The following is a 25702-nucleotide window of genomic DNA, read 5'->3' on the forward strand; positions in this document are numbered from 1 at the left end:
GCTCTGTTTCCGCGACAGGGCCGACGCCGTCCCGCGGGCGCGGCATGCCGACGGGAAGTTGGAGGGCCGATCCGATCATGACGGCCGTGCTAGAGTCGAACCTTCCTCTCGACCGCGCATCCCTATGCCGCCATCCGTCGAACATGAGCCCGTCCATTCCGCAGGCGATCAAGCCGGCATGGAAAGTGCCGCGGCTAGGCAAAATACTGTTCAGATACGAAGCACCGGCACTGGCTGATGCCGCAAATGGAGCGCTGCGCCGCGATGCCGAACATTGAAGTTGCTCATCTTGCGCTTGACGCCGCGCGGGTTCAGGCGCCCACGACTGCTCACGCAGCGCCCGCGCGCGATCTCGGCCAGCAGGGCCTCGCGCCAGGCAGGCAAACGCTCAGGGGGAAACGGCCGCAGCTTGCGGCATCTTGCGCTTGATCACGCGCACGGCGTGCATGAAGCTCAGGCGATCCGGATCGAGTTCGCGCGCCCAGGCCGCCTGCGCCATCAACTGGCGAATCGCAAAGTGCGCCAGCAGCAGCCCCCACAGCTCCTGCTGCACCAGCTCGGGCGTCTTGCTGCGCAGCACCGTGCTGTTGGCGCGCAAATGCGTCTTGAACTCATCGAACACCCCCTCGATCTCCCAGCGCTCGTGGTACAGCGCGGCCAGCTCCAGGGCCGGCGCCGCATCGGGGTCCAGGAGGTTGGTCAGCAGCCGGTAGCTGCCCTGCGCCGGCGTGGCCGAGCCCTCGAGCGCGTAGTCGATCACACGCACCGTTTGCCCTGCGCGCCGCGCGCGGTCGTCGCTGTCGAACACGCGGCTCAGGTACGAGCCATCGGGCAACATCTGCTCTACCGGCAGCTTGAGGTTGGATTTGACCCGCCAGGCCAGCTTGGCGCCCGTAGCGCAGGCGGTCTGCCAGAGCTTGAAGCCGTAGAAGTTGCGGTCGGCCAGCACCAGCATCTCGGGCGTGAGCTTGGCGGGCAGCAACTGGGCGGCCATGACCTGCTCGCTGTGGCCGTAGGGTGCGATGCCGGCTGCCACCACCGCGTGCGTGCCGCATTCCACCAGGCCCAGAACGCGCGCCTGCGGGAAGGCGCTTTGGCCGCGCGAGGCGCCCGGGTAGCCGAAGAACTTGGCGTTGGCCGCCTCGTCGGCCACGTCCATGCAGCTGCCGTCCAGGGCCATCACGCGCAATCCCCGGTACCACGCCCCTGGCGCCCCCGGCGCGGCCAGCGGGCGCAGCACCCGATCGGCCAATTGGCGCATGACCTCGGGGCCCAGCCGGCTGCGCGCCTGCGAGATCGCGGACTTGCTGGCCTGCACCGCCTCAGTGTGGCCGCCGCCGAGCCATTGCAGGCCTTCGCACACCACGCGCAGCACTTCCTCCAGCGGCGCTTCGCGCCACAGCGCCAGCGCCATCACGTAATACACCACTGCCGGCGCGGGCAGCAGCCGCTCCCGCTGGCTGGCCTTGCCGGTCTCGGCCAACACTTCTTCGATCAACGTCCGTGGACACACGCTGGCCAGCACCCCGGCGCTGATCAAATGCGCAACGTCAACTCTCGACGGCAGCGTCTTGCGTGTTCTGGCCATCACCCTCATCCATTGAAGCTTCGATGGATGAGGATTATGGCTTTAAAAATACTATCTGAACAGTATTGCGGCTAGGCAGGTTCCGGCAATCGTTCCCACGCAGACCGCCCTGGTGGTGATGCACTACCAGACCGACATCCTGCAGCTGTTTCCATCGGTCGCGCCCGTCTTGCTCTCCAACACTCGCAAGCTGTGCGATGCCGCGCGCGCCAAGGGTGTCAGCGTCTATTTCGCCAAGATCCACTTCGGCCCGGGCTATCCGGAAGTCAGCCCGCTGAACAGGAACGGGCAGGGAATCAAGCAGCTTGGACTTTTCGTCGACGACCAGGTCTCGCCGGAACTCGGCCGGCAAGCCGCGGAGCCGCTCATCATCGCGCACCGTGCCAGCGTGTTCTTCGGGACCGACCTGCAGGTGCGGCTTTCCGCGCAAGGTATCAATACCCTGATCATGGCGGGCATTGCGTCGACCGGTGTGGTGCTGTCGTCGGTCGCGTATGCGAGCGATGCGGACTTCCGCCTGTTCACCGTCAAGGATTGCTGCTACGACCCGGATCCGGTCGTGCACGATCATCTGTTTGCCACGGCGTTCGATTCGCGCACGACGGTGCTCTCGCTCGCTGATGCCTTGCGGCTGCTGGCGTAGGCCAGCAGGGCGGGCAGGCCGGCCGGGATGGCCGCCATTTCGATCCTCTTGCTTCCGCACGATGAAGCACCTATGCCGAGAGCAGAAATCGGCAGCATTCGCCGGACTTCGCGTAGACTGCGCCAGATCCCCGCTCGCCGATGGATGGTTCCGCTCGTGGCGACGGTCGAAGCTCCCCCTATGCAAGGAGGCGTCACGCATGCATGCAGTGCCGTTGCCGGATACCAGTGCCATCGACCCGCCCGCCAGCGCGCCCGTGCGCGACCTGCGCCGTGTCCCCATCCATCCCGATCATTGGTATCCACTGGCCTGGTCCAGCGAGGTCAAGCGGGGCAAGGCCCTCGGCGTGCACTTTGCCGGCGAGCCGATCGTACTGGTCCGTACCGAGTCCGGCGCCATCTTCGCACTGGAAGACCGTTGTGCGCACCGGCAGGTGCCGCTCCATGCGGGCGTGGTCGAAGGCGAGTCCCTGCGCTGCGGCTATCACGGCTGGACCTATGACGGCACCGGCCGCTGCGTCGACGTGCCTTACCTCGGGCGGGAACGCCTCCCCAACGGCGTGCGAGCCTATCCCTGCCGCGAGGCGCACGGCCTGATCTTTGTCTTTCCCGGCGCGGCGGCGCTCGCCGGCGAGCGGCCGCTGCCGGACCTGCCATCGGTGGCTGACACGGCGTACAAGACGCGCCGCTTCGGTCGCGAGGTCAAGTGTCACTACTCGTTCATGCACGAGAACCTGATGGACATGAACCACCAGTTCCTGCACCGGCGGCAGATGGGGCAGATGCGCGCGCGTTCCCTGGGCCGGCGTCGCGGCGAGGACTGGGTGGAGGTCGATTACACGTTCTCGCGCCTGGAGGGCAAGCAGCCGGTGGGCGAGGCGCTGGTGTTCGGGGCCAGCAAGAACAGCGCCGACCAGAACGACAAGGACGTGATGACGGTGCGTACCGGCTATCCGTACCAGACCCTGAAGATCCGTTCGGGCGACGGCACCCTGGTGATGGACCTGTGGATCGTCTACGTGCCGCTGGATGCGGCGCAGCGCACCAACCGGACCTTCGGGCTGCTTTCCATCCGCAAGCCTGGCATTCCGTTCGCCCTGGACCTGGCCTGGCCGCTGCTGGTCTGGTTCACGGAGCGCATCTTCAAGGAAGACCGCTGGATCGTCGAGCGCGAACAAGAGGCCCACGACAGGCAGGGAGCCGACTGGAACCAGGAGGTGTTCCCGGTCATCAATGAACTGCGCGATCTGTTGCGCCACTGCGGCGGCCGCACCGTGATCCCCATTCGCGAGGTGAGCGGAGCGGCATGAACTGAGCCAAGGCAGCCGCGGTTTGCGCCGGTTCCGGGGCCGGCGCAGCCTGGGCAGGGTTTGCCGACTGGAGTTTCAGGTGTGGCGCAGCCGCCTCTTCGGCCAGTAGCGCCGGCCCAGCGGCTCGATGAGAAGGTGGTGCTCCTTCACCTCGACCACGCGATAATCACCGACCCTGTGCTGGTGTCCAGCCAACAGCTTGACTGGCCACATGCGGTTCTGATATTCCACCAGCGTTTCGTCATAGTGGTTCCAGTGGGCGATATGCACGCGCGCGCCATCATCGGAAACGATGTTATGGCCGGTTTCCTCATAGCGCAGCAAGGCATCATCCGCGCCGAGCTTGTTGCCGATCCAGCGGGCCAGGACGAATGACGCCAGCGCGATGCCGATGGATACGACCGAGTCCGCCCCGAGCAGCGTGGATACCGCGCCGGATATCGCGGCAAGTGTCACGCAGAGGAACAGGCCGGACATCGTGACCACGTCCATGACAAGGGCCAGAAGGCCGATGGCTCCCCACAGTTCAAGACTCATTTCTGCCTCCCACGCTTGTCGGGTACTGCTTTCCCCCATATTGAGGGGAATGCCGTGGACGCGGATTGATGCAAGGCAAGGATTTCGGTCGCGGCCGTAGCCGCCCCGGTGCCGACCACTGCCGCCGGTGCGCGCCCTGCCAAGGTGCCTTGGCGCTTGCCGGCCGGTCAGCAGGGGAAGGCAAAGCTGTCGCGCGGCTGGCAATCCGAGGCGGCTGTTCCGCATAGGCGGCGCGAGGGCTGGGCGCGCCCTCAATCCATGCCTTTACTCCTATCGGAGACGGCACCTGTTTCGTCATAGGCCACGATGCATAGCGCCTCGGATGGATGCGGCGGTACGAAGTAACTGGTGATCCGCTCGAACTCCGCGTCCGACGCCTGGAAAGGATGGTCCCCCCGCGCATTCCGCGCGCGCAGGCGCGCCTTGCAGACCGCATCGCTCACATCGAGATAGTGAAGCCGGTGTCCGCAGCCGGCGGCCTGCGCAATGGCGAGGCCCCAGGCGCGAGCGGCCACTGTGTTGAACGGAACATCGAGCACCACGGACACGCCGGCGCCAAGCAGGGAACGGATGTGGTCCGCCAGGACGTCCTTGATGCACCTGGCGCGGTGGACGTAGGCATCGATCGACAGGACCTCGCCCGGATAGAGGCGAGACAACCAGACATCTTCGCTGATCAGTACCGTGCGCGCATTGCGCGCGAGCAGCGCGGTGAGCGTCGATTTTCCGGCCGCGATCTTCCCGCACACCATATGCAGCAATACCGCATCATCATGGGTAAGCGCCTCACCATCCTTGCTCGCAGTCTGCATTTCCAGGCTCTCCATCAGGTCTCTCCATCAGGTGCCCAGAAAGCAGAAACCCGCCTCCTGGGCGGGTTGTCGTGACATAGTTGCAGTCGAAAGCTATCCCGCCGGGTCAATGTCGGCGCGAATAATCGAGTGGGTAGGCGATCGGTGCATCGGGTTAGGTTAAGCAATCCCGGTCCCAAGTGCAAGCGGTCCGCAGCGCGTCAAGCGCCTGCGTGGCGGCCGCTCAGGCCGGCTTGATCATGTCTCGCGCATAGGCGAGGCCTGTGCCATACCCGCCGCCATGCTCGACCACGATGGCGCGGGCCTTTTCATAGGTGTCGTGGCGGGTCCAGTCTCTCTGGAATTCGAGAAGCAGTTGGAGCCAGGAAGTCATCACGGCGCCAGCAGAAGCCATCCGCCGCAAGGCCAGGTCATGGCTTGTCGGCGTCAGTCCGCCGCAAGCATCGGCAACGACGACGACCTGATAGCCCTCGGACAGCGCCGACAGAACCGGAAAACTGACGCAGGCCTCCGTCAGCAGGCCCGCAATGATCAGCGTGCGCTTTCCGGTCGCCGTGATCGCGCTGCGCACCGCGTCGTCTTCCCATAGGTTCATATTGCGGCGCTCGATCGGCGTGATGTTCGGCAGCACTTCGCGGAAAGCCGGCATCAGCGGGCCGCTGTATACCTTCGAGGCTGAAGTGGAAACCACCACCGGCAGGTCAAAGGCGACGGCCGTCTTTGCGACCGCAAGCCCGTTGCTGCGCAGGATCTGGGGGTCTTGAGAGCCTGCGGCGAAGGCAAGGCCTGCTTGTTCATCGACGAGGATCAACGCGCAATCGGCGGGTTCGAGCAACGGTAGCTTGGACATGGGAGTTCTCCTGTTTATCTGGGAATGCGATCGAGCTTCAGGCCGCGGCCTGCGACCAATCCGCCCACCGCCAGCGTGCCGGCGAGGATGCCGAGAGAGGATGAGGTATGAGCATGCCTCAGGAATCCGCTGGCAAACGCAAACGCAGTGAGTTCCCAGCTGCTGGCAATCTTCTTGATGCTCTTCATCATCAGTCCGGAAGGAAGTGGATGGTCGGTCAGGCCTTTGCATTGGGATGACCGGGCGCGCTATGGAGCGGAGCGCCCGGTCGGTGCATGCAGGATCAGCGTTCGATCACCTGCGCATGGACGGGCGCCAGCGACTCGTGCCTGGTGGCGGTGCGCTGCTCTGCCTTGTGGACCATCGTGTAAGCGTAGTCCACGCCCATGCCGTAGGCACCCGAGTGTTCCTTGACCACCTGCATGACCGCGTCGTACGTATCGCGGTTCTTCCAGTCGCGCTGCCATTCGAGCAGCACCTGCTGCCAGGTCACCGGCACCACGCCGGCCTGCACCATGCGCTGCATCGCGTAGTCGTGCGCTTCCTTGGTGGTGCCGCCCGAAGCGTCGGCCACCATATAGATCTCGTAGTCGCCTTCGAGCATCGCGCAGAGCGCGAACGTGGTGTTGCAGACCTCGGTCCAGAGGCCGGCGACGATCACCTTCTTGCGGCCGTTGGCGGCCAGCGCGTCGCGCACCTTCTGATCGTCCCACGAGTTCATCGAGGTGCGTTCGAGCGTCTGCTTGCCCGGGAACACATCGAGCAGTTCGGGGTAGGTATAGCCCGAGAACGAGTCAGACTCGACCGTGGTGATGGTGGTCGGGATGTCGAAGATCTTGGCCGCCTTGGCCAGGCCGACCACGTTGTTCTTCATGGTCTGGCGGTCCATCGACTGCACGCCGAAGGCCATCTGCGGCTGGTGGTCGATGAAGATGAGCTGGCTGTTGTGCGGAGTCAGGACTTCGAGCTTGGCGTTGGTCATGGGGTTCTCCCTGTGCGGTCTGATTCAATGGAATTGAAGTTTTCTGCCGGCGTCGCTTTCTTTTATGCGCTGCCATGGGGAGAACTATAGTGGCGATAGCTTTACTCAAAGCGATCGTTTGACGGATATTTTATTCAAATATTTTGAATTTGCAGGGAACGGCTTCTGGAGCCAAGGTGAGGGGGCAGCGATTCGGTGCGAAAGCGCCCCGGCAGGCGCGCCGGGTCGATGGATAGGTCGTGCCGCGTGGTGTGGGGCAGGGCGGTGCTGCCGGCATGCCACCCTGCCACGATGATGCTCCCCGGGGCAGGCCACCACAAAGTCGCGCCCGATCTTTCCGCCATATCCATGGCAAGCCGTTGATTGACATGAAAATCACGCGATTCGCCTGGCCGGGCGGACGGCCGGAGAGGGGGGCGGTTACCGGGGAATTTGCTCCCACTCGATGCCGAAACGCGCAAGATACTTCCTCAGGCGGTCGGCATCGTTCGCTTGCTTCTTGCTCTGGCGAGACACGGCGAACAGCACGCGCCCAGCTTCGGACAGGCTGGCAGATGACCGGCATACCTCCAGCACTTGCTCCAATTGCACGCGATCGAACAGGTCCAGTTCACCGGCCTGCGCACCAAGAACGGTGTCGACCAGGCCCTGCTCGCCGTCCATGCTCCACGTTCCCTGAAGCCGCTGCACTTCCTCGCTGGCCACCGCCTCGGTGATGCGGCCGGCATCCGCCAGCGTAGCCATGCGCGTTACCGATGCGGATAGCTCACGGAAGTTGCCAGCCCAGGCTGCCTGGGTTGATGTGGCAAACGCCAGGTAGCGGCGCTTCGCCTCCACGTTGAAACGCACCAGTTCGCCTTGTTCCCGGCCGATACGGTCCAGCTCGAAGTCCAGGTTCGGTTCAATATCCTCGCGCCGCTCGGCGAGTCCCGGCAGCGTATAGGTCCAGAGATTGATTCGCGCGTACAGATCCTCCCGGAACGAGCCGGCAGCGACCATGCGCCGTAGATCACGGTGCGTGCCGGCGATCAACTGGAAATCGCTCTCGATTTCCTTGTCGGCGCCGACCGGCAGGAAGCGCTTTTCCTCGATGGCCTTGAGCAGCATGGCCTGCTCGTCGAGCCCGAGTTCGCCGATCTCGTCGAGGAACAGCAGGCCTGCATCCGCTGCCCGCAGCAGGCCGGCCCGCGCACTCTGTGCTCCCGTGAAGGCGCCCTTGACATGGCCGAAGAGCGTGGACATTGCCGCATCGCCGCGCAAGGTGGCGCAGTTGATCTCGATGAAGGGGCCTGATATCTGGTGGCGCCCGCGTTTCAACTCGTAGACACGCTTGGCCAGGAATGACTTGCCGGCCCCGGTCGGGCCGACCAGCAGCATCGGTGCGCGCGAGCGGGCGGCGACCCGCTCCAGTTGCTCGATCAAGGCATTGAAGCGTGGGTTCCGTGTGGCGATGCCGGCCTTGAGGAACGACACCGTTTCGTCCCGTTCGCGGCGAAAGCGTTGGGCGATGCGGTTGTATCGCGAGAGATCGAGGTCGATCACGGAGACGCTGCCCGGCCCGCCCGGCCCCTCGTCGGTAGGCGGAGGTGGAGACGTCTGCACCAGTCGGGCGGGAAGGTATCGCGCCTCCGCCAGCAGGAACCAGCAGATCTGCGCGACGTGTGTGCCCGTGGTGATGTGCAGCAGGTAATCCTCGTGCTCCAGGTCGAAGGGGTAGTCGCGTGCGAAGTCATGCAGCGTGGCGTAGACCTGCTCGAAATCCCAGGGATCGTGGATCGAGATCGGCGCGAGCCTGACTTCGGTGCGCGGCGAGCAAGTGGAGATGTCGTCGGCGATGCGCTGCGCCAGCCTGGCGTGACTGGGCGGGTGCAACAGTTCCAGCCGGTCGATGGGCAGGTCGGGCTGGCTGCAGAGGCTGATCGTTGGCCGCCATTTCCGCCAACGCTTGTCCCGACCACCGAGGTCGAGCACGGTGCCAAGGAAGCCGATGGCGACGGTCTTGCGCATAACGTATCTCAGAAGATAAGTAACGCGAAGATATTATCAAAGATTGCGATATGAGCTAGCCTGCCAACTGTTGCTGGATGGGGGTAAAATGCTTTTGAATCAATGACTTAAGAATATCATCCGTTCAGTCCCTGGCTGTTGGCACACTCCTCGCTAAATCTGGTTCAGCCGGATGTCCCGCCGGCCCGCGAGCGAGGGTTCTCAACCCCCCTGCTGGTGCGCCATCCCCGAACCTGGGTTTGTTGCGACGGCGTATGCCGCCATGCGCGGAGGAAGGCGATCGGAGGCGCTTGGCGCTTCGCCTGGGTTCGATTCCCTGGGCATCCCGCACTGTTCGGAAGCTCATCGGGCAGAGCAGTCGGCTTCGGCCTGCAGGTGGCGGGTTCGAATCCCGCCCGAACACTGTCCTGAACGGGCAGTCCTGTTATTGGTGTATCTCGGAATTCAGAATTCAGGATTCAAGATGAGTGCAATCGACTATCAACTGATGGAACTGGCGCACGGTAAGCCAGTGAAGATGTGGACGAACGGCGTGGCCGTCGAAGACGACGCCCGCCGCCAACTGCGCAATACCGCCAGCATGCCGTTCGTGTTTCGCCATCTGGCGGTGATGCCGGACGTTCACCTGGGCAAGGGCTCGACGATCGGTTCTGTGATTCCCACGCAGGGGGCCATTATTCCGGCCGCGGTCGGCGTCGATATCGGCTGCGGCATGATGGCCGTGCGCACGACGCTGAAGGCAGCCGATCTGCCCGATTCGCTGGCGGCGCTGCGCCGCGCGATCGAGCGCGCCGTACCACACGGCCGCGCACCGGGCCGACGCGATCCCGGCGCGTGGGGAGAGCGTGCGCCGCACCACGTGGACGAGGTGTGGAAGACGTTGGCTCCGGGCTTCGACCAGATTCGCCAGAAGTATCCGAAGCTGGAGAAGACCAACAACTACGTCCACCTGGGTACGCTCGGTACCGGCAATCATTTCATCGAGGTCTGCCTGGACGAAGCCGGCAGTGTCTGGTTCATGTTGCATAGCGGCTCGCGAGGCGTGGGCAATGCCATTGGTTCACTGTTCATCGAGCTGGCGCAGCAGGACATGCGCCAGCACATCGCGAACCTGCCCGACCGCGATCTGGCCTACTTCGAGGAGGGAAGCCGGCACTTCGATGACTATGTCGAGGCGGTCGGCTGGGCGCAGGAGTACGCCCGCCGCAATCGCGAGGTGATGATGGCGGCCGTGATCGCCGCCGCGCGCGGGGTGATCGGCAAGCCGTTCAGCGTCGACGAGCACGCGGTGAACTGCCATCACAACTACGTGCAAAGGGAGCGCCACTTCGACACCGATGTGTACGTGACCCGCAAGGGCGCCGTATCAGCGCAAAAGGGACAACTCGGAATCATTCCGGGGTCGATGGGAGCGAAGAGCTTCATCGTGCGCGGCCTGGGTAATCCGGAGAGCTTTTGCTCATGCAGCCACGGCGCGGGACGCACGATGAGCCGCACCGAAGCCAAGCGCCGCTTTACGGTGGCGGATCAGGTGAAAGCCACCGCGCATGTGGAGTGCCGCAAGGACGAAGCCGTGATCGACGAGATCCCGATGGCATACAAGGACATCGATGCGGTCATGGCAGCGCAACGCAGCCTGGTCGAAATCGTCCACACGCTACGCCAGGTGGTGTGCGTGAAGGGGTAGGGCAAGAAGGGGGAGGGCGCAGTCCGTCCCCCGTCGACAGAGAGAGGAACCATGCAGTTTGCCGAACCACAAACTGTGCGCAGCGCCCATCCGGTGGCGCCGGAGGTGCGCGCGCGCATCATGGCGGAACTGGAGAACGTCGAGCGCCATCACGGGGTGAAGATTCCTCGACGATGTTGTTCAGGTATTTGATCTGGCGGATAACGATAGGAGCTTCACGTTCGGTCGATCTTACATGTGGCTGGACTGCTGAATCGGCATCCACCGATTCAATGAGGGACGAGCTTTTTCTTGGCGAGTTCTAGCGAGTCAAGAAAGGCCCGCCTTGTCGACTGCCCGGTACAGATATTTCCACTGGGCGCGTATCAGGATGTAGGTTTCATCCATGCGCCAACTCTTTCCCGCCGGGCGTTTGTGCCGGCGAAAGAGCTTGTTAAGCACCGGCAGCATCTTGAGCGCCCAACGATGTACGGTCGAGTGATCGACCGAGACGCCGCGCTCGTCCATCATCTCCTCGAGATGCCGCAGGCTCAGCGGATAGGCGACGTACCAGCGCACGCAAGTCAGCATTACCTCCAGCGGATAGTGCAGACGCCTCAAGACCTTCGCCATTTCCAGATTCATGTCTGCCAATGCGCACTGTGTTCAACATCGGCACAGTCTACCGGATGCTTATTGCGACAGAACCCTGCGGCGCATCGAGTTGCAGTTCAGCACGCCTACGCGGACCGAGACCTCGGTCGCCTGGGAGCCGATCTCGCGTGCCCGGAATTCAGTTGGCAACTGGTGGTTCGAAATCATGCTACTAGCCGATGAGGTCGATTATAAATGCCATCGAACGGTAGAATCTGCCCCAACTTGCGCAGTATGGAAGGTGAGATAGACTATAGAGCCATTCAAATGGCTATCAGTACGAAACCTGGTAATAATCCCGCAAGAGTTCCGAAATGCGATGAGACACCAATTCGCATTCGGTGCGCGTCAACGGTATGAATTTCGCTGCCCAGGCTCCCTTATGGACGTAGTCCGGAAACCTTGGTGACTCACCCCACCGCCAGTCGGGGTGATGTGCTTGGCGACTTCGACCCAATACGTGAAGATGTACACGACGGTGATCCTGAACATTTTTAGGGCCAACTGGCGGTGCAGCGTCATTGAGAGTCCAGTTTCCCGCTTCCCAATAGTTCAGGCATCCATCTCGCAGTTGAGGAAGGGTCTCGAGCATAGCTCGTCCCGTCGCAGCTACCAAGTACGACCATTGCGCGAGCTCTTCTGGCGTAAGTTCGCTTCGTTCCCATACAGGTCGCGGCGGATGAACGAGGAGGTGGCCGCCATCGGCTCGATCACAAAGGACGGTGTTGGGGAGGGCGACATTGCCACCAGAGAAAGAGAAGAGATTTGAATCCATATGCAGAAGCTTGATCCCGTGAGTAACGATATTCGCTGCCGGAGGGTACGGCAGCAGACACAGCAAGAGGTTGATCTGACCTATCGAAGGAACCTGGATTCGATGCTGCGCATGTGTTCATCACCTTGGAGGGCAATGATCTCCTTCACAGACGGTAGATATGAGTCGACCTGGCGAATCCCTCTATCTCTCCGAATCGTTGCAAAGACATCCTTCATGGCGCCAACGGCCGCGCGGATCGCGTGGTTTCCGTAGATCACGATGCCAACCTTCCGAAGAGCCTCAATGTCCGGCTCGGTCAGTTGGGGATAGGCAGTAGGGACCAAAACCAAAGGAATCCTTCCAGGCCAGGCACGGATGAAGTCGAGCACCTCGTCAGGCGTCTTCTGTTTGGAGTGAATCAGAATCGCGTCTGCGCCAGCTTCCTCGTACGCCAAGCCGCGTTCGATAGCTTCTGCCTGGCCTCGGCCGGCAATCAACGCCTCGGTACGTGCTACGACGACAAGATCGGCATCCCGACGTGCGTCTACTGCTGAGGCGACTTTCCCCTGAAACTCTTCAATCCTCACAAGATCCTGGCGGCCGGCCTCGCGCAAGCTCGTGTCCTTGGGGAACGTCTTGTCCTCCATGACAATTGCGGATGCTCCGGCCTCTTCATATTGCCGAACGATGTAGTTGACATTTACTGCGTTCCCAAAGCCGGTATCGATATCTGCAATGAGAGGGATGGACACCACGGAGGCAATTGCCCGCATCATCTCCAGATGGAGTCCCATCGAGAGGATGTTGGCATCGGGCACGGCGTAGCTGGCAGAAAGCTCAAAGCCGCTGCCCCAAATTCCGCCAAAGCCGGCTTCCTCCGCCAGTTTTGCGCTAAGAGGATTGTGCGCCGCCATGGCAGTGAAGAGCTTGCCGTCTTCGAGGGCCCTTCGAAGAGTCTGGTTTTTTGTCATCTGCAAAGTTCTGTGTTTGGTGAGGGTCTCAAGAATCGAGCTCATAGTTCCCAGCGCAATTGAGCGCATGCAGTAGCGATCCGATTCATCGCCTCTTCGAGCTCACTGTCGGACGCGGCATAAGAAATGCGGAAGTGTCCGGGCAACCCGAACGCAATACCGGGCACCACTGCTACCCCAGCCGTCTTCAGAATGAACATCGCCAGATCGCTGTCGGAAGAAATCTGTTGGCTGCATCGCGTCGGCCAAGCAGATCGTGGCATCCGGGGAATGCATAGAAGGCACCTGGCGGGACGTCGCATGTGATGCCGTCAATGGCACGAAGACGCGCAACAATGCTATCCCGGCGCTGGCGAAACGTCTCAACGAAGCCGGGCAGGAAGTCCATCGGACCATCCAGTGCGGCGATTGAGGCGGCCTGGCTAATTGAGCTGGTGTGTGACGTCGACTGTTGCTTAGCCCCGCATCCGACCTGAATTTGCTGTGGGCTGAAGGTCAGACCATTGTCAAGCTGGAACTTGCGGACGACGGCTTCGCGCAGTGCAAGCGTGCCGGCAACATCCGTGTATCGCGACTCATTGCGGTCGATGGCAGCTTTAGCCGCCTCACGAATATGCTCGGGCGTCGGAAAATCCGGTTCCCCCTGGCTGAGCGTAATGACATCGTGGCCTTCTCGCTTGAGCTGCGCAGAAAGGCGAGTCATCTCTTTCGTGGCCGATGGCTTGGCCCCAAGGACACGATGTGCCAGGAAATTCCTGTGGAAGTTGTCGGTGGCTGTCATTCAATCGCTCCTATTTTGAGGTGGAGTGCCCAGCGATCAAGCGCCAGCGGGATGAAGATTGTCAGGAGAAGCAGCAAACTATATGCACAGGCAAGTGCAAGGCGGCCGCTGTCGATTTGCTGAAAGATCTCGATAGGCATTGTGTTCATGCCTCCGAAGTACAAGACAGCCAACTTCCTGTCAGCACGAGCCAACCGCTGTTGAAGTAGTTGGTCAGCGCGATGCCAAAGACTGTTCCCGCAACTGCCAGCGGCAGCATTACAAGTCCGTCCAGGGTGCGACTGAGAAGATAAGCCCGTTTGACGATCAGGTAGGCCGCGGAAACTGAGAACAACACACCGGCGACGGTTACAACTGTCGCCAAGGTTAGGGAATTAAATAGTGGCTCCGGTGCACGGAAAAGCGCGTACTGAATGTGGCTCAGTGTGAAGCCGCCATACTGCAGCACGGGGCCGACCGACGGAGTGATTGCCGTGACAGTCACCACGAGTGTCGGCAGCAGCGATAGCCCGACCACGGCGAGTACGCAAGTAATAGCGAGCTTGGCTCGCCAGCCGGAAATGGTCAGCGGTGCTGGGGTCCGACCTGACTCCATCTGGAACTGTCTACGTTCAACAATACCCTTCTGAATCAGCAGCATTCCGATGCCAAGGAACACAAGCAGGGAAGCCACGGTCGGGTTGCCCCCCATCTCGCTGACGAACTCGTTATAGGCTTTCACCGCAAGTACTGGCGTGCGAGCACCAAGGATCGCTGGTACTCCGAAGCCACCGATTACATGTGCGAAGACAATCAATGCACCGGAGAACACGGAGGACAAGACCAGCGGTGTTGTGACGCCAGACAGGACCTTCCCGAGTGGGCGCGCCAAGCTAAGGGCTGCTTCCTCCAGGTTCCTAACGGCACGTACTACTAACACCTTGATGCCGGGATTCTCTTTGGTGAACTGCTCGACGACACGGTTGACCGTCTCGACGTCGTTAGATGAGTACAGGACAACTTCCGCGGCAACTGAACTTCGAATGCCAAGACTCTCCAGCATGAGCATTCCGCATGGCATTGATGCACGCTTGAACTTCACCTTCGTCTCCTTGTGGGTTTTGGCGGCGAAGGAATCGTAGGCGTTTGTTCAAGGCTATACTATGCTCTCTCCCGCTGCCCATCAGGCTTTCATTGGGAAACAATGAGTTTTACTCATGCTGAAAAACGCAGATGTACCCCTGATAGCAATCCGCGTGTTCGTTACTGTTGGTAGACACGGGAACTTCACGCGGGCAGGTGAGGCCTTGGGCATCACCCAAAGCGCGGTGAGCAGGCACATTGCCACCCTGGAGGCTCTGGCGGATCGCCCATTGTTTGAGCGAAAAGGCTCAAACATTGCAATGACACCGGCAGGTACCCAGTTCTATGACGCGGTAAAGGACGCTGTCTCGACGATTGAATTGGCCACGCAGCAGATGGCGCAAGCACGGTATACGCCGGACCGATTGACGGTGCGTACCTCGATGCCGAGCTTCGCGATGACGGTCATCGTGCCTGTGCTGGGAGCCTTCACAGCTCGGAATCCCGTACAAGTCGACCTGATAACGTCGCTATCTGCTCCTCAGGCGCAGGAACTCTTTGATGTGCTAATCACCCGTGACCAGAGCCTGCCAGGTACGGAGAGTTGGGAGCTGATTCGCGAGGAGTTGGTGTGCGTGGGTTCGCCTTCTGTCGCTACAACACATCGCGCGGTTGCGCCGTCCCGGTGGCCACTAATCGCAGCCAGGTCAAGGCCGGATGCAATTCCAGTGTGGGCTGTAGCGAAGGATATTTCGCCTGAACGCCTTCATGTCAGCGCAGTCTACGACCATCTGTTCTTGGCCGTGGCCGCCGCAATTGGTGGTGCTGGCCTGCTGATTGTCCCGAGTATTCTTGTGCGGGATCAGCTGCGTGACGGTACGCTTGTGCTGGCGGATGACCAGCGCGTTGCTTCGGGCGCGAGCTATACAGCGTATGTTCACCCGCAGGGTAAGAACGTTCGGGTGGCTCAGGAGTTCTGTCGTTGGTTCAAAGGTGCCCTCCGAAGGCGCCTGCAGGACGAATAGTGTGTTGACACATTTACGGTCGCAACGGTGACAGATTTAATACGGTTTGCGGCCTTCGGCGGCCAGCACATCGGCACATGCAAAGCCCAGCCCTTTGCTCGCGCCGCATACCTGGCATGTTTGCCTTGCAGTCCGAAGTCCATTGTTGCGCTTCTTTGGAGGACCGCCGCAGCTTTGCCAGAACCGGACATTACCGCGTTGCTCCTACAGTTAGTGTCTAGGCGGTTCTCAGGTGTCGCGTGGCTGGCTGTCGGCACGAGCGTGCTTTTTATGCGGAGTGGGAGGCTTTGGCAGGGTTTCGGTGGGGCGGTGGGGCTGGCCTGACGCGACGGCGTCTCGCGCCGGGTGGGGCGGTGGCGGCGCGGTGGCGCCAAGTTCAACTGTCCGCATGCTGGCGGGGGACCGCGGAGCCGCGTGCCCGGCCGGGGCTATCGCTCGGACGCCGGCAAGGTGTCGCGCCTCGGCCAGGCCGGTTAGGGACGCTTGGCTCAGATCGGTGGCGACCAGGCGGTTGCCGACCGGGTTCGGCCAGAAGCGGTCGTTCAAGTCCATGCTTTGTCGTGGCCGCGCTCGCAGCGACAGGCGAGCAGTTTGATTTGATATTCCCAGAGGGGACTGACATTGCATTCATCGACGAGGTTTATGGTCGATCCGATGAGGCGTTGTTGGATGCTGCCTTCGCCGATATATGGACTCGTCCGGTGAGCGTGGTCGCTCCCGTTGATCTGCACCAGCTCGCCCAGGCAGGCGCGGCGGTTCCTCGGGTGGTGCACCTTAGGCGGGCGCAGTTTCCGGGGCACCCAGAAGCCGGCATCGATCATGATCCGGCGAACACAAGCCTTGGAAATCTCAATACCGTGCCGCTCGCGCAGCTTCTCGGCCGCCAGGGTCGGGCCAAAGTCGGCGTAGCTGTCACGGATCAGTCCGCGCACGCGAGCCTCCAGGCCGGGCGGCAACTGGCGGTTGCTGGGGCGGCCGCTGCTTGCGCGAAGCGAGGCCGCTCGGCCCATCCGCCCGGTACCGCTGCGCCAAGCGCTCCACCTGCCGGCGCGACAAGCCCAGCTTCTCGGCGGCGCGCCAGACCGCCAGGCCGTGCTCCACCACGGCCCGTATCACCTTGAGTCGGTCCAGTTCGCGCATCGTCACGGTCAGGATCTCGGGCTTGCCCATGGCGGCCTCCAGTCTCGGACGGACGGAAAGCCGCCAGCTTGCCAGGGCCGACAAGCGCTGCGACAGTTCTAATTGGCCCAAGTACGACAATACTATTTGGCCGTAACATCCTTGTTACGCATAATTAGTCTTATGTTAAATATAAGACGAATCCGACCGAAACGATAGAAGCCGCCAAGCGCAATCCACGCGCGCCTTGCCCCATCACCAGGCTAGCCGGCGGCCGCCTGCAGCTCGAGTACCTCTCTCCTGAAACGCCCGCCACGCTCCTGCGCCGTTCCTGGCTGCGGCATGCTTCATGATGCACATTCGTGTAACGTAGAATACGCCGCAAGACACTAAGAAAACCAATGCGCAGCCTATTCCTGCTAGCGATCCTCGCGGCCGCCTTCAATGTCCACGGCGCGAGCAAGTGCCGCAATGGCGGCCGCATCCTTTATCTCGACGACGTTTGTCCGCCTGGTTACACCGATATCACAAGCGGCCAAGGCGGGAGCGTGTCGGTCATCGGTAAAAGCGCCGAGGTAAAGCAGCAGGAGCAGGCCTTTCTGCAGGAGCGCAGGGTCTCGGAGTTGCAATACCAGGCCCAACTGGCCCAGGAACAACGGCAGCTCGTTGCTGCAGAGAACAATCGACAAGGCGTTTGCAGTGCGATCGATGGCCAGGTTCGGGCGGTCGAGATCCAGATGCGCCAGATCAACGGTTGGCAGTTCATGGACCAGCTCAAACGGACCCACCGGCAGCTGCGCGACCAGCAGTTTCAGCTGGGCTGCGGGAGGTAATCGGCTCGGCAAGGCCAGGCCCTGGCGCAAGCTGCCGGCTGGCCCCAACGACGGAAAAGCAATGCCGACTGGCCAGCGTGCGGCACCGCCGGATTTCCGCAGAGGTCGCAGCAAGGCCTCGGCTTGTCCGTTTCTCACCGCCTGGCACGCTTCCTGATCTCCGCGGTCTCCTGGCGGATCTGCTCGCCGATTTCGCGGAGCTGGGCCCGCAGGCTGGCGAGATGCGCTTGATCCGCCGGCTTCGGTTGACGATTGCCCGAGTCGTTCGCAGCGTCGAGGGACATGGCTTCGATCATCAACTCGGTCCCGCGCGTGATGTCGGCCACCAGTGGCTGCCGGGGGGCTCCGGGGCGGAGCTTGACGCCGCTGAGTTCGGTGTCGATCTGTCTGAGCGCGGGGATGTATTGGTTGCGTTCGCGTTCCGCGATCGCCTTGGTCGACAGGGTCCCGGCGCGCAGGGCTTGTTCGTCCGCCTGAACAGACTTGAGGATGCGGACGAATTCAAGCAGTCCATGCTTCATGTGGTCTTCGCTGGCGAGGGCCGCGCGCTGGTCCAGCGCCGCCTTGGGCGCAAGCATCGCCAGTGCGGCAATGGAAAGCGTTCCGAGGGCCAGTCCGGCCAGCAGGCTGACCGCCGCCGTGCGCTGGTAGCGGCTCATGTCCAGGCGCGCGGGCAACAGCCAGGCTAGCGCGCTGCCACCGATCAGGCCGCCGATATGCGCAGCATTGTCGATGCCTTGGCGCGAGAAGCCTTGCAGCAGCGCGTAGGCGATGAAGACTGCGAGTTGCACGATCAGGCGCTTGCTGAGGGTCTCGGGAATCTGCTCGCGGTTCTTTCCCACTGCGACCAGCATGGCACCGGTCACGCCGAAAACCGCGCCCGATGCGCCGACCGAGACCACGTGCTGAGCGGCGAAGTGCAGGCTCAAGGCGCTGCCGAGCAGTCCGGAGGCCAGGTAGATCAACAGGTAGGCGCGCGCGCCGTAGATCCGCTCGACCGTGACACCGGCGGTGTACAGGCCAAGCATGTTCATCGTCACGTGCATCAGGCTGGCGTGCAGGAAGATGGCGCTCAACAGCCGCCACCATTCGCCCTGCTGCACTGCCGATGCGGCATTTCCCCCCAATGCGAACAGGGTGCTCGCCGGTGTCTGCGCGATGCCCCCGCCCGAGCGCAGCGACAGCAGCCAGATGACAACGTTGGCGGCGATCAAGGCGTGGGTCATCCAGGGACGCGGGCTCAGCGCATGGAGTTTCTCGGCAAATTGCCGTTCGGCGGCGAACTGGTTGGTCCGTATCCTGGCGACGGCCGGCATCTGGCCGGTGGCATCCAGGCGGCAGTGGATCGCGTCGAGCAAGCGCTCGCGGTCGGCATTGTCGAACGCCGCCAGGGGCAGCGCCACCCTGCCCGCGCATGGCTGACTCCAGGGCAGGATGCCGCTGCCGGCGGTGCCTGCATCCGGCTTGAGCTGCAGTTCCAGGAACGCCCCGCCTCGCCGCATGCGCACCGTCACCTGGTCGATCTCGCCCCAGTCGACGCGCTGGCTCTTGCCCTGGAACCGCGGCGACGCGATCGACTCGCGATCGAGCGTGACCAATGGCTTGCCCTTGCCGAGCTGGCGGCGCATGGCCAGCTCGGCGTACAGCAGGATAGACAGGATCACACCGGCCAGCGGGGCGAGAAGCTGGGGATGGCCGCGTAGCTTGAGCACAAGCAGTAGCAAGAGCGCGGTAAACGTCAGGCGCAGCGTTAGGCGGTTGGTCCGCAGCGGGCTCTTGGGGGAGGCAGAGAAACGTTCCTCCGCGACCTCGGCGTGCATCAGTTGCTGGCGCATGCCTTGCATCTGGCTCGACGGTTCCATGGTCCTCCGCCCTCCCCTGGTTTCCGCGTCGGCTCCCAACGCCTGACGCGGCAAGGTGTTGAGTGTGTTGAGTGTGACTGGATGAGCGTGACTGAGACAGCCCTCCGCGATCGGGCGAACCGCGCGCCGCTCCTGCAAGCAGGGTGCGGACTTGCGCCGCTGCACTTTTCAGGGACGCGGCCTGCATGCCGCGCTCGCGCCGGATACCGGCAAGGCGCGCCGTTTCGGCGAAGCGGGCGCCATCGCGCGAGAGAGCAGTGTGGCGGGCCGGCGGTGGCTTGTCGGTCTGCCGCCGCACGCTGCAGGGAGTCCGGCGCGCGTATGCTGTATACACAACAGACCGGCGCCGGTGCGCGCTGTGTTGCCGGCGGACCTGGCACAGGACTGCGCGCGGCGGCGCCGTGCCCTCTCCTGCCCTGCCTAGATCACTGTCCCGCCGTTCGGGCTGATGACCTGGCCGACCAGGTAGTGCCGGTCGCCGGCCAGGTGGACCACGGTCGACGCATACTCGGCCATGGTACCGAGGCGCCCGGCCGGGCAGATCTGCCAGAACTGGCGGGTCTTCTCCTCTCCTGCATTGGCCAGGTAGTCTTCGAAATCTGGCGTCAGTACCCCGCCCGGCGCCATCGCGTTGACGAAGATGTTGGCACCGGCGACCTCGGCGGCGACCGACTTGGTGAAGGCGATCACCGCGCCCTTGGTGGCGCTGTAGTGCGGGCTGTGCGCGCTCATCGCCGACAGGCCGGCGACCGACGCGATGTTGACGATGCGGCCGTAGCGCTGCGTCTCCATCTGCCGCAGCGCGGCGCGCGTGCAGTAGAACACGCCGTGAACATTGACGTCCCAGAAGCGATGCCACTCCTCGTCGCTCAGCGCGCTGGTGAACTGCAGTGACTGCCGCGGCAGCGGTGTGGTCAGGTAGGCATAGTGGCGGTTGCGCCGCTCGACGTCGGCCGGCCGGGTCGGGATCACGGCGGCGTTGTTGATGAGGATGTGCAGGCTCCCGCATTGCCGCACGATGTCGTCGACCATGGCATCGACCGCCGCGCTGGCGGAGACGTCGCAGGGGAAGGCGAGGCAGCGGGCACCGGTGGCGGCCACCGTCGCGCGGGTATGCTCCAGCGCCGGCAAGTCGATATCGCACACGGCGACGGTGGCGCCGGCCTGGCCGAGCGCCAGCGCGATTGCGCCGCCGAGGCCGCGTCCTGCTCCGGTGACGAGCGCCACGCGGCCGTCCAGGGCCCGGTTTTCCTGAAGCATGGTGCTGTCTCCTTCAGCGTGTGGCGTGGATGCCGGCAAGCGCCGGCCGGCGGGCACAGCGCGCGGCACAGGCAAAGGCGATGGCGGAAGCGATCGCCACCAGGTCGGTGCCCAGCAGGACGTAGGTGATCGGCGATGCGGTCCCTTGCCGGCCGAGCACGTCGATGGCCCAGCCGGCCAGCAGGTTGCCGGCCGAGATCGCGAACACATTGATGCACAGCATCGAGAAACCGGTCATCGTCGAGCGCGTGTGCGCCGGCACGCGCGCCATGATGGCGGCGTTCGCCGGCCCGTAGACCGCCAGCGGCAGGAAGGCGCCGGCGCACATGCCGGCATAGAAGGCCGGCGAACCCGGTTCGGCGAAGCGGTAGGCGATCATCAGCGGTGCGCACAGCAGCACCAGCAAGGCCATCAGCGCGGCGTGCCCGCCCGGCAGGCGGCGCGCCGCGCGGTCGCCGAGCATGCCGCCGACGACGGCGCCGAGCGTGCCGAACACCAGTTGCAGCAGCCCGATGCGGGTGGCGATGACGGCCGCATCCATGCCGCGTTCCTTCACCAGCCAGAGCGGCGTGAACGACAGCCCGGCAAAGACCACATGCACCAGCACCACGCCGGCGAGCAAGTGGCGCAGCGGCCGGCTTTCCCGTATCAGGCGCAACACTGCTGCCATCTGCTGCAGGAAGGGGGCGCCGCGCTCCGTGATCGCCTGCGCCGTGCGGTCTTCCCGCAGGCAGGCCAGCGGCAGGGCCAGGGCCATGCCGGCGGCACCCAGTGCATAGAAGGTGGCGCGCCAGCCGTGGCTGGCGCCGAAGGTGCCGGCCAGCAGGAAACTGCAGCCCACGCCCATCGGGATGCCCATGAAGAACACCCCCATGGCGGTGCTGCGGCGCCGCTCGCTGAACAGCTCGGCCAGCAGGCTCACTGCCGCCGGCACCAGCGCCGCTTCGCCGCTGGCGACGAAGAAGCGCGCCAGCACCAGCTGGCCGAAGCTCTGCGCATGGCCCGAGGCCCAGGTGCAGAGGCTCCAGATCAGCACGCCGGCGGCAATCACGCGGGTACGGCTGAAGCGGTCGGCCAGCGACCCCAGCACCAGCGCCATCGCACCGAAGCTCAACACCCATACGGCGCCGACCAGGAAACCGTACTGGGCATTGCTGAGGTGGAGTTCCGCGATCACTTGGGGCGAGAAGCCCAGCAGCATATTGCGGTCGATGTGCGCCAGCAGGTGGATCACCAGCAGGCAGGCCAGCACGGCCGGGGGGCGCTTCTTCCAGTCCATCAGTCGTCTCCGTTCAGGGCAAAGACCGCGCCCGCGGGCGCGCCGGCGCGGCGGCACACTGCCGCCGCTGGCCGGGGTGCGGCAGGGTTGCCGTCAGGCTGCCTTGCGCAGCGGTACGCCACGCTGCGCCGTGCCGCGGTTGGGCACCATGCCCAGGTGTGCGAGGGTCTCGTCGGCGCCGCTCCAGAAGGTGCCGGTCCGGTAGATGCGGTGAGCATCCTCGCCGCTGGCCACCTCGCGGTGCAGTTCGCGCGCGATGCGCACCATCTGCTCGACCTGCCGGACCGAGCTGGCGCGCTCGCCGTCCGGGCCGAACAGGGTGTCTTCGATGCCGACTCGTACATGCAGGCCCAGCGCGATGGCCATGGTGTTCATCGGCACCACGTTGCGGTTCAGCGTCTCGATGGTCAGCACGGCGCCGTCGGGCGTGCGGCGCGCGAACTCGATCATGTCGGCCGGATGCAGGCCGGCGGCGCCGCCGCCGATCGCCACGTAGTTGAGCACCAGCGGCCCGCAGTAGTCGCCACGGCGGATCAGCCGCTCGACCGTCTCCAGCGAGGTCAGGTTGCCCAGCATGAAGTGCGGCTGGATGCCGTTGGCGACCAGGCGGCGGATGTGCTCCACATGCCAGGATGGATTGGACGGCACGATCATGTCGCGATAGGCGGCCTGCAGGGCGGGACTGGCGAGCGAGGTGCCGGCGACGTCCGCCGCGGTCATCAGCTCCATCACGTTCATCTGGCTGGTGTTGATGGCCACCGTGACCTGGTCCGGGCGCGGCTGCAATTCGGCCAGCATATGGCGGGTGTCGTCGTTGAGCCAGCGTGCGGCCTGGCCGTCGTCTTCCGGCGCGAAGGAGATCGAGCCGCCCACCTGCAACACCATCTTCGGCACGGCTTCGCGCAGGCGCGCCAGCATCTCGTTGAACATCGACAGCCGCTTGCTGCCCTTGCCGTCGGCCTCGCGCACATGCACGTGCAGCACCGTGGCGCCGGCGTTGTAGCAATCCACCGCCTTCTGCACTTGTTCGTCCAGGGTCACCGGGATGTCATCGGAATCGCCCGGCAGCCACTGGGGGCCGTAGGGCGCGACCTGGATCACCAGCTTCTCCTGGTTTTCGGGCAGCAGGGAATCATCGAGGAAATGCATGTTCTGTCTCCTTGTGGTTCGGGATCGGGCTGGCGCGGCACGCTGCCGTGCCAGCAGAAACTCGCGGAAACCCGGGCAGGCGCGCCGGCCTCAGGCCGCGGCGGCTCGCACCGTGTCCTCGCTGTGCGCCGGCTCCAGCGCGGCCAGTTCTTCCAGCAGCATCGGCATGCCCAGGCTGGCCGAGTGGATGCCCAGCACGCTGACCGCCTGCAGCACGGCAGCGATCTCTGCGCGGGTGGCGCCAAGTTCGAGGGCCTTGCGGATATGGCGGCGGGTACCCGGCGCGTACATATGGGTGCACGAGGCATCGACGGCGATGGCCAGGAACTCCAGCACCTTGGGCTCCAGCACGCCGGCGAGCACCGGGTGCATGCCCATCGCCATGAACTTCTCGGTCCACGCCGGATCGACTTCCGCCAGCGCGTCCCAGGCCGGATTCCAGTTGCCCGTGGCACGCAGTTGGTCGCAGATGGGGGTGGCGCCGGGGGTGCTCACTTGGCCTTTGTCGATCGGCATCGTCGGTCTCCTTGCAGTCCCGGCTGGCGGGGCGCTGTGTCTGGTGTGGGGGGGGGGGGCGGCCCCGCCGGACGCTGTTTCCGTGCCGTGGCCGTGGTCGAAGTATCGCCGTTTGACCCGTCGTAATTTGACGTTTTGGGAAATTGACTTTACATTTTGGGAGAGTCCGGGAAAACACCATGCCTTACTTCGTCCGCAGTGCGAGCCTGATCAACTATGTGGAAGTCGCGCGCTCCGTGGGCCTGGAGCCGAACCGGCTGTTGCGTGCCGAGGGCATCAGTTCCTACGCCCTGCTCGATCCCGACAGCCGCATTCCGGTGGATGCCGTCGGCAGGCTGCTGGAAGCCTCGGCCCGTGAAGCGGGCATCGAGGACTTCGGCCTGCGCATGGCGCAGACGCGGCAGCTTTCCAACCTGGGCCCGCTTGCCATGGCCGTGCGTGAAGAACCGACGCTGCGCCGCGCGATGGAGGCGATGGCGCGCTATATGCGGCTGCACAACGAAGCACTGGTCACACGCGTGGAGGAAGCCGAAGGCCTGGTGATGATCCGCGAGGACCTGATCGACCAGGCCGCGGTGCCCTTGCGCCAGTCGACCGAACTGGTGATCGGCGTGCTGTTCCGCACGCTGCAGCTGTTCCTCGGTGCGGGCTGGAAGCCGCGCAGCATCTGCTTCACGCACGGCCCGCCCGCGAGCACCGCCACCCATCGGCGCCTGTTCGGCATGCCGGTGCTGTTCCACCAGGAGTTCGACGGTATCGTCTGCCGGGCGGCGGAGCTGGAAACGCCGCTGCCCGGCTACGACGCCGCCATCGCGCAGCAGGTCCGGCAATACATGGATGCCATGCTGGCGCAGTCGAGTTCCAGCATGGCCGATAAGGTGCGTGAACTGGTGCTGGCGATGCTGCCGCTGGGCATCTGCTCGGTGGAGCGGATCGCCGGCCAGCTCGACGTGGACCGGCGTACCGTCCATCATCACCTGAGCGCGCGCGGCGAGAGCTATTCCTCCATCCTGAACGCGGTGCGCGTCGACCTCGTGGTGCGCTACATCGAGAACCGCGAGCGGCCGCTGTCCGAGGTGGCGACCCTGCTGGGCTTCGCTTCGCTGAGCGCCTTCTCGCGCTGGTTCGGCGGACAGTTCGGCTGCAGTGTGTCCAAGTGGCGGACACGCCAGGGACGATGACCCGCTGCGGCCTTGCCGGTGATGCCGGCGGCGCTGATCTGCATCAAGCCGCCCACGCCTTGCACGGCGCACAATGGCCGCAGGCGCTCACACAGGGTGAGTGGCCATTGCAGGCAGGACACGCCAGGAGGAAAGCGGATGTTTCCCGAGTATCGCGAGCAGATTTCGGTATTGAAGACACAGGATGCGCACTTCGCGCGCCTGTTCGACCGTCATAACGAACTGGACCAGCAGATCAAGAACATGGAGGCCGGCATCGTCCCGGCCGACGAGCTGGCGATCGAGCAGCGCAAGAAAGAGAAGCTCCACCTGAAGGACCAGCTCTACGTGATCTTGCGAAAGACGGCCGGAGACTGATATCTGAGATCGCGCTGCCGCGCGCGGCACTTCAATTGGTGCGGTGGCGCGGCCGGGCCGGATGATGATGCCGCGAACGGAGCAGCCCGCGCCGGTGGCTGAAGATCGAGCGCACGGCAAACACGTAGACGGCAAGGATCAGCAATGCCAGGAGCAGGAGCAACACGAACGGTGTCGCCATGGCAATCCCTCCGGGACCGCGCGGTCCCTGTGCGTGACATGGATGAGGCACATTGGCGCCGCGGCGCCGGGGACGGCGCCGTCGGATGCGGGCCGGGCACCATGCGCCCGGCCGGAGTTGGCTGGCGCCGCAGACGATCGCCCGGGCGCCAGACACGGTGCCCTTCCAGTGTAGTGCGCCGGCGCACCGACGGCGGCCGCCGGCCTGCGTTGGCAGGGTTAACCAGCGCATGCGCGCCGGCGTCGCGAGCCTGCCGGCGGGGCTGCGTGCTGCATCCTGCCCTGCTGCCGCGCGCGCCGCGCGGTGCCGGGGTTTCACCCA

At 63.9% G+C, this 25702-nt stretch carries 25 protein-coding genes, 1 tRNA gene and 4 pseudogenes; 10 read left to right on the top strand and 20 right to left on the bottom strand.

Going from position 1 to position 25702, the window contains the following annotated elements; translation table 11 throughout:
- Positions 1-77: 77 nt before the first annotated feature.
- The gene (locus BKK79_RS40755; protein ID WP_157128580.1) at positions 78-278 is read left to right on the top strand and encodes a hypothetical protein; all 201 of its coding nucleotides are present in this window, start codon (positions 78-80) and stop codon (positions 276-278) included.
- Positions 279-388: 110 nt separating this feature from the next.
- On the opposite strand, the gene BKK79_RS32970 is transcribed toward BKK79_RS40755, so the two are convergent.
- Positions 389-1597, bottom strand: coding sequence for an IS4-like element ISBvi1 family transposase (locus BKK79_RS32970; protein ID WP_011517431.1), 1209 nt, complete (start codon positions 1595-1597; stop codon positions 389-391).
- Positions 1598-1643: 46 nt separating this feature from the next.
- On the opposite strand from BKK79_RS32970, the gene BKK79_RS32975 reads away from it, so the two are divergent.
- Both BKK79_RS32975 and BKK79_RS32980 read left to right on the top strand, forming a co-directional pair.
- Positions 1644-2231 carry an isochorismatase family cysteine hydrolase gene (locus BKK79_RS32975; RefSeq protein ID WP_071039959.1) on the top strand — a complete coding sequence of 196 codons (588 nt, stop codon included), beginning with the start codon at positions 1644-1646 and terminating at the stop codon, positions 2229-2231.
- Positions 2232-2430: 199 nt separating this feature from the next.
- The gene (locus tag BKK79_RS32980) at positions 2431-3540 is read left to right on the top strand and encodes an aromatic ring-hydroxylating oxygenase subunit alpha (RefSeq protein WP_071020224.1); all 1110 of its coding nucleotides are present in this window, start codon (positions 2431-2433) and stop codon (positions 3538-3540) included.
- A gap of 75 nt (positions 3541-3615) precedes the next feature.
- Here the strand turns inward: BKK79_RS32980 and BKK79_RS32985 are convergent, their stop codons facing one another.
- The 6 genes from BKK79_RS32985 to rtcR form a co-directional block, all read right to left on the bottom strand.
- A complete protein-coding gene (locus BKK79_RS32985; protein ID WP_157128581.1) occupies positions 3616-4077 on the bottom strand; it encodes a hypothetical protein in 462 nt (153 codons plus the stop codon).
- Between the two features lie 251 nt (positions 4078-4328).
- Positions 4329-4904: an AAA family ATPase gene (locus BKK79_RS32990; RefSeq protein WP_231908131.1), complete on the bottom strand. Its 576-nt coding sequence runs from the start codon at positions 4902-4904 to the stop codon at positions 4329-4331.
- 208 nt (positions 4905-5112) lie between these two features.
- The gene (locus tag BKK79_RS32995) at positions 5113-5739 is read right to left on the bottom strand and encodes a hydrolase (RefSeq protein ID WP_071039961.1); all 627 of its coding nucleotides are present in this window, start codon (positions 5737-5739) and stop codon (positions 5113-5115) included.
- Positions 5740-5753: 14 nt separating this feature from the next.
- A complete protein-coding gene (locus BKK79_RS40760) occupies positions 5754-5930 on the bottom strand; it encodes a hypothetical protein (RefSeq protein ID WP_156811485.1) in 177 nt (58 codons plus the stop codon).
- Between the two features lie 92 nt (positions 5931-6022).
- On the bottom strand, positions 6023-6721 hold the full coding sequence (locus BKK79_RS33000) for a hydrolase (protein WP_071020217.1): 699 nt from the start codon (positions 6719-6721) through the stop codon (positions 6023-6025).
- A 420-nt stretch (positions 6722-7141) separates the two neighbouring features.
- Positions 7142-8728 (bottom strand): RNA repair transcriptional activator RtcR, encoded by a 1587-nt coding sequence (gene rtcR / locus BKK79_RS33005; protein ID WP_071039962.1) that lies wholly within the window; start codon positions 8726-8728, stop codon positions 7142-7144.
- Between the two features lie 331 nt (positions 8729-9059).
- Here rtcR and BKK79_RS33010 point away from each other — a divergent pair.
- From BKK79_RS33010 to BKK79_RS40765, 3 genes are all read left to right on the top strand, one after another.
- A tRNA-OTHER gene (locus tag BKK79_RS33010) sits at positions 9060-9131 on the top strand.
- Between the two features lie 60 nt (positions 9132-9191).
- Entirely contained in the window at positions 9192-10415 is a 1224-nt protein-coding gene (locus tag BKK79_RS33015) for an RtcB family protein (protein WP_071020211.1), read from the top strand.
- Between the two features lie 51 nt (positions 10416-10466).
- The gene (locus BKK79_RS40765) at positions 10467-10607 is read left to right on the top strand and encodes a hypothetical protein (RefSeq protein WP_156811484.1); all 141 of its coding nucleotides are present in this window, start codon (positions 10467-10469) and stop codon (positions 10605-10607) included.
- 126 nt (positions 10608-10733) lie between these two features.
- On the opposite strand, the pseudogene BKK79_RS33020 reads toward BKK79_RS40765, so the two are convergent.
- From BKK79_RS33020 to BKK79_RS33035, 5 genes and pseudogenes are all read right to left on the bottom strand, one after another.
- A pseudogene (locus tag BKK79_RS33020) lies at positions 10734-11039 on the bottom strand (IS6 family transposase); the annotation flags it as partial.
- A gap of 864 nt (positions 11040-11903) precedes the next feature.
- On the bottom strand, positions 11904-12776 hold the full coding sequence (locus BKK79_RS33030; protein ID WP_071022580.1) for a phosphonopyruvate hydrolase: 873 nt from the start codon (positions 12774-12776) through the stop codon (positions 11904-11906).
- 41 nt (positions 12777-12817) lie between these two features.
- Positions 12818-13557: pseudogene (locus BKK79_RS39600) on the bottom strand (aminotransferase class I/II-fold pyridoxal phosphate-dependent enzyme).
- Complete coding sequence (locus BKK79_RS41755) at positions 13554-13697, bottom strand: hypothetical protein (RefSeq protein ID WP_232346377.1); 144 nt, start codon at positions 13695-13697, stop codon at positions 13554-13556. The pseudogene BKK79_RS39600 and the gene BKK79_RS41755 overlap by 4 nt, the downstream one beginning before the upstream one ends.
- 5 nt (positions 13698-13702) lie before the next feature.
- Positions 13703-14638, bottom strand: coding sequence for an ABC transporter permease (locus BKK79_RS33035; protein WP_232346378.1), 936 nt, complete (start codon positions 14636-14638; stop codon positions 13703-13705).
- Between the two features lie 115 nt (positions 14639-14753).
- Between BKK79_RS33035 and BKK79_RS33040 the strand changes: the two genes are divergently transcribed.
- Complete coding sequence (locus BKK79_RS33040; RefSeq protein ID WP_231908129.1) at positions 14754-15644, top strand: LysR family transcriptional regulator; 891 nt, start codon at positions 14754-14756, stop codon at positions 15642-15644.
- Between the two features lie 51 nt (positions 15645-15695).
- On the opposite strand, the pseudogene BKK79_RS40775 reads toward BKK79_RS33040, so the two are convergent.
- A pseudogene (locus tag BKK79_RS40775) lies at positions 15696-15787 on the bottom strand (SDR family oxidoreductase); the annotation flags it as partial.
- A gap of 564 nt (positions 15788-16351) precedes the next feature.
- A pseudogene (locus BKK79_RS33045) lies at positions 16352-16814 on the bottom strand (helix-turn-helix domain-containing protein); the annotation flags it as partial.
- A 350-nt stretch (positions 16815-17164) separates the two neighbouring features.
- Between BKK79_RS33045 and BKK79_RS33050 the strand changes: the two are divergent.
- Positions 17165-17596, top strand: coding sequence for a hypothetical protein (locus tag BKK79_RS33050; RefSeq protein WP_071039964.1), 432 nt, complete (start codon positions 17165-17167; stop codon positions 17594-17596).
- A gap of 134 nt (positions 17597-17730) precedes the next feature.
- Here BKK79_RS33050 and BKK79_RS33055 read toward each other — a convergent pair whose 3' ends face one another.
- From BKK79_RS33055 to BKK79_RS33075, 5 genes are all read right to left on the bottom strand, one after another.
- Positions 17731-19431, bottom strand: a complete 1701-nt coding sequence (locus tag BKK79_RS33055; RefSeq protein ID WP_198173366.1) for a rhomboid family protein — start codon at positions 19429-19431, stop codon at positions 17731-17733.
- Positions 19432-19878: 447 nt separating this feature from the next.
- Positions 19879-20718 carry an SDR family NAD(P)-dependent oxidoreductase gene (locus BKK79_RS33060; protein ID WP_071020193.1) on the bottom strand — a complete coding sequence of 280 codons (840 nt, stop codon included), beginning with the start codon at positions 20716-20718 and terminating at the stop codon, positions 19879-19881.
- Positions 20719-20731: 13 nt separating this feature from the next.
- A complete protein-coding gene (locus tag BKK79_RS33065) occupies positions 20732-21997 on the bottom strand; it encodes an MFS transporter (RefSeq protein ID WP_071039965.1) in 1266 nt (421 codons plus the stop codon).
- 93 nt (positions 21998-22090) lie between these two features.
- Entirely contained in the window at positions 22091-23146 is a 1056-nt protein-coding gene (locus BKK79_RS33070; RefSeq protein ID WP_071020187.1) for a 3-keto-5-aminohexanoate cleavage protein, read from the bottom strand.
- A 90-nt stretch (positions 23147-23236) separates the two neighbouring features.
- Positions 23237-23662, bottom strand: a complete 426-nt coding sequence (locus BKK79_RS33075; protein WP_084085485.1) for a carboxymuconolactone decarboxylase family protein — start codon at positions 23660-23662, stop codon at positions 23237-23239.
- A gap of 179 nt (positions 23663-23841) precedes the next feature.
- On the opposite strand from BKK79_RS33075, the gene BKK79_RS33080 reads away from it, so the two are divergent.
- Positions 23842-24843, top strand: a complete 1002-nt coding sequence (locus tag BKK79_RS33080; protein ID WP_071020182.1) for an AraC family transcriptional regulator — start codon at positions 23842-23844, stop codon at positions 24841-24843.
- 138 nt (positions 24844-24981) lie between these two features.
- Positions 24982-25200: a YdcH family protein gene (locus BKK79_RS33085; RefSeq protein WP_071020179.1), complete on the top strand. Its 219-nt coding sequence runs from the start codon at positions 24982-24984 to the stop codon at positions 25198-25200.
- 31 nt (positions 25201-25231) lie between these two features.
- On the opposite strand, the gene BKK79_RS40780 is transcribed toward BKK79_RS33085, so the two are convergent.
- Complete coding sequence (locus BKK79_RS40780) at positions 25232-25381, bottom strand: hypothetical protein (RefSeq protein WP_156811482.1); 150 nt, start codon at positions 25379-25381, stop codon at positions 25232-25234.
- Between the last annotated feature and the right edge of the window lie 321 nt (positions 25382-25702).

Origin of the sequence: Cupriavidus sp. USMAA2-4 (assembly GCF_001854305.1) — a bacterium.
Classification (GTDB): Bacteria; Pseudomonadota; Gammaproteobacteria; order Burkholderiales; family Burkholderiaceae; genus Cupriavidus; species Cupriavidus malaysiensis.

Bases quoted from the DNA above. Each gene is read 5' to 3' on its own strand.
- BKK79_RS33050 (WP_071039964.1), top strand. From the start codon at position 17,165: ATGCGCAGCCTATTCCTGCTAGCGATCCTCGCGGCCGCCTTCAATGTC.
- BKK79_RS40760 (WP_156811485.1), bottom strand. From the start codon at position 5,930: ATGATGAAGAGCATCAAGAAGATTGCCAGCAGCTGGGAACTCACTGCG.
- BKK79_RS40765 (WP_156811484.1), top strand. From the start codon at position 10,467: ATGCAGTTTGCCGAACCACAAACTGTGCGCAGCGCCCATCCGGTGGCG.
- BKK79_RS32970 (WP_011517431.1), bottom strand. From the start codon at position 1,597: ATGAGGGTGATGGCCAGAACACGCAAGACGCTGCCGTCGAGAGTTGAC.
- BKK79_RS33040 (WP_231908129.1), top strand. From the start codon at position 14,754: ATGCTGAAAAACGCAGATGTACCCCTGATAGCAATCCGCGTGTTCGTT.
- BKK79_RS40755 (WP_157128580.1), top strand. From the start codon at position 78: ATGACGGCCGTGCTAGAGTCGAACCTTCCTCTCGACCGCGCATCCCTA.
- BKK79_RS33030 (WP_071022580.1), bottom strand. From the start codon at position 12,776: ATGACAAAAAACCAGACTCTTCGAAGGGCCCTCGAAGACGGCAAGCTC.
- rtcR (WP_071039962.1), bottom strand. From the start codon at position 8,728: ATGCGCAAGACCGTCGCCATCGGCTTCCTTGGCACCGTGCTCGACCTC.
- BKK79_RS32990 (WP_231908131.1), bottom strand. From the start codon at position 4,904: ATGGAGAGCCTGGAAATGCAGACTGCGAGCAAGGATGGTGAGGCGCTT.
- BKK79_RS33070 (WP_071020187.1), bottom strand. From the start codon at position 23,146: ATGCATTTCCTCGATGATTCCCTGCTGCCCGAAAACCAGGAGAAGCTG.
- BKK79_RS33065 (WP_071039965.1), bottom strand. From the start codon at position 21,997: ATGGACTGGAAGAAGCGCCCCCCGGCCGTGCTGGCCTGCCTGCTGGTG.
- BKK79_RS33085 (WP_071020179.1), top strand. From the start codon at position 24,982: ATGTTTCCCGAGTATCGCGAGCAGATTTCGGTATTGAAGACACAGGAT.
- BKK79_RS41755 (WP_232346377.1), bottom strand. From the start codon at position 13,697: ATGCCTATCGAGATCTTTCAGCAAATCGACAGCGGCCGCCTTGCACTT.
- BKK79_RS33075 (WP_084085485.1), bottom strand. From the start codon at position 23,662: ATGCCGATCGACAAAGGCCAAGTGAGCACCCCCGGCGCCACCCCCATC.
- BKK79_RS32985 (WP_157128581.1), bottom strand. From the start codon at position 4,077: ATGAGTCTTGAACTGTGGGGAGCCATCGGCCTTCTGGCCCTTGTCATG.
- BKK79_RS33060 (WP_071020193.1), bottom strand. From the start codon at position 20,718: ATGCTTCAGGAAAACCGGGCCCTGGACGGCCGCGTGGCGCTCGTCACC.
- BKK79_RS33055 (WP_198173366.1), bottom strand. From the start codon at position 19,431: ATGCGCCAGCAACTGATGCACGCCGAGGTCGCGGAGGAACGTTTCTCT.
- BKK79_RS33015 (WP_071020211.1), top strand. From the start codon at position 9,192: ATGAGTGCAATCGACTATCAACTGATGGAACTGGCGCACGGTAAGCCA.
- BKK79_RS40780 (WP_156811482.1), bottom strand. From the start codon at position 25,381: ATGGCGACACCGTTCGTGTTGCTCCTGCTCCTGGCATTGCTGATCCTT.
- BKK79_RS32980 (WP_071020224.1), top strand. From the start codon at position 2,431: ATGCATGCAGTGCCGTTGCCGGATACCAGTGCCATCGACCCGCCCGCC.
- BKK79_RS33080 (WP_071020182.1), top strand. From the start codon at position 23,842: ATGCCTTACTTCGTCCGCAGTGCGAGCCTGATCAACTATGTGGAAGTC.
- BKK79_RS33000 (WP_071020217.1), bottom strand. From the start codon at position 6,721: ATGACCAACGCCAAGCTCGAAGTCCTGACTCCGCACAACAGCCAGCTC.
- BKK79_RS32995 (WP_071039961.1), bottom strand. From the start codon at position 5,739: ATGTCCAAGCTACCGTTGCTCGAACCCGCCGATTGCGCGTTGATCCTC.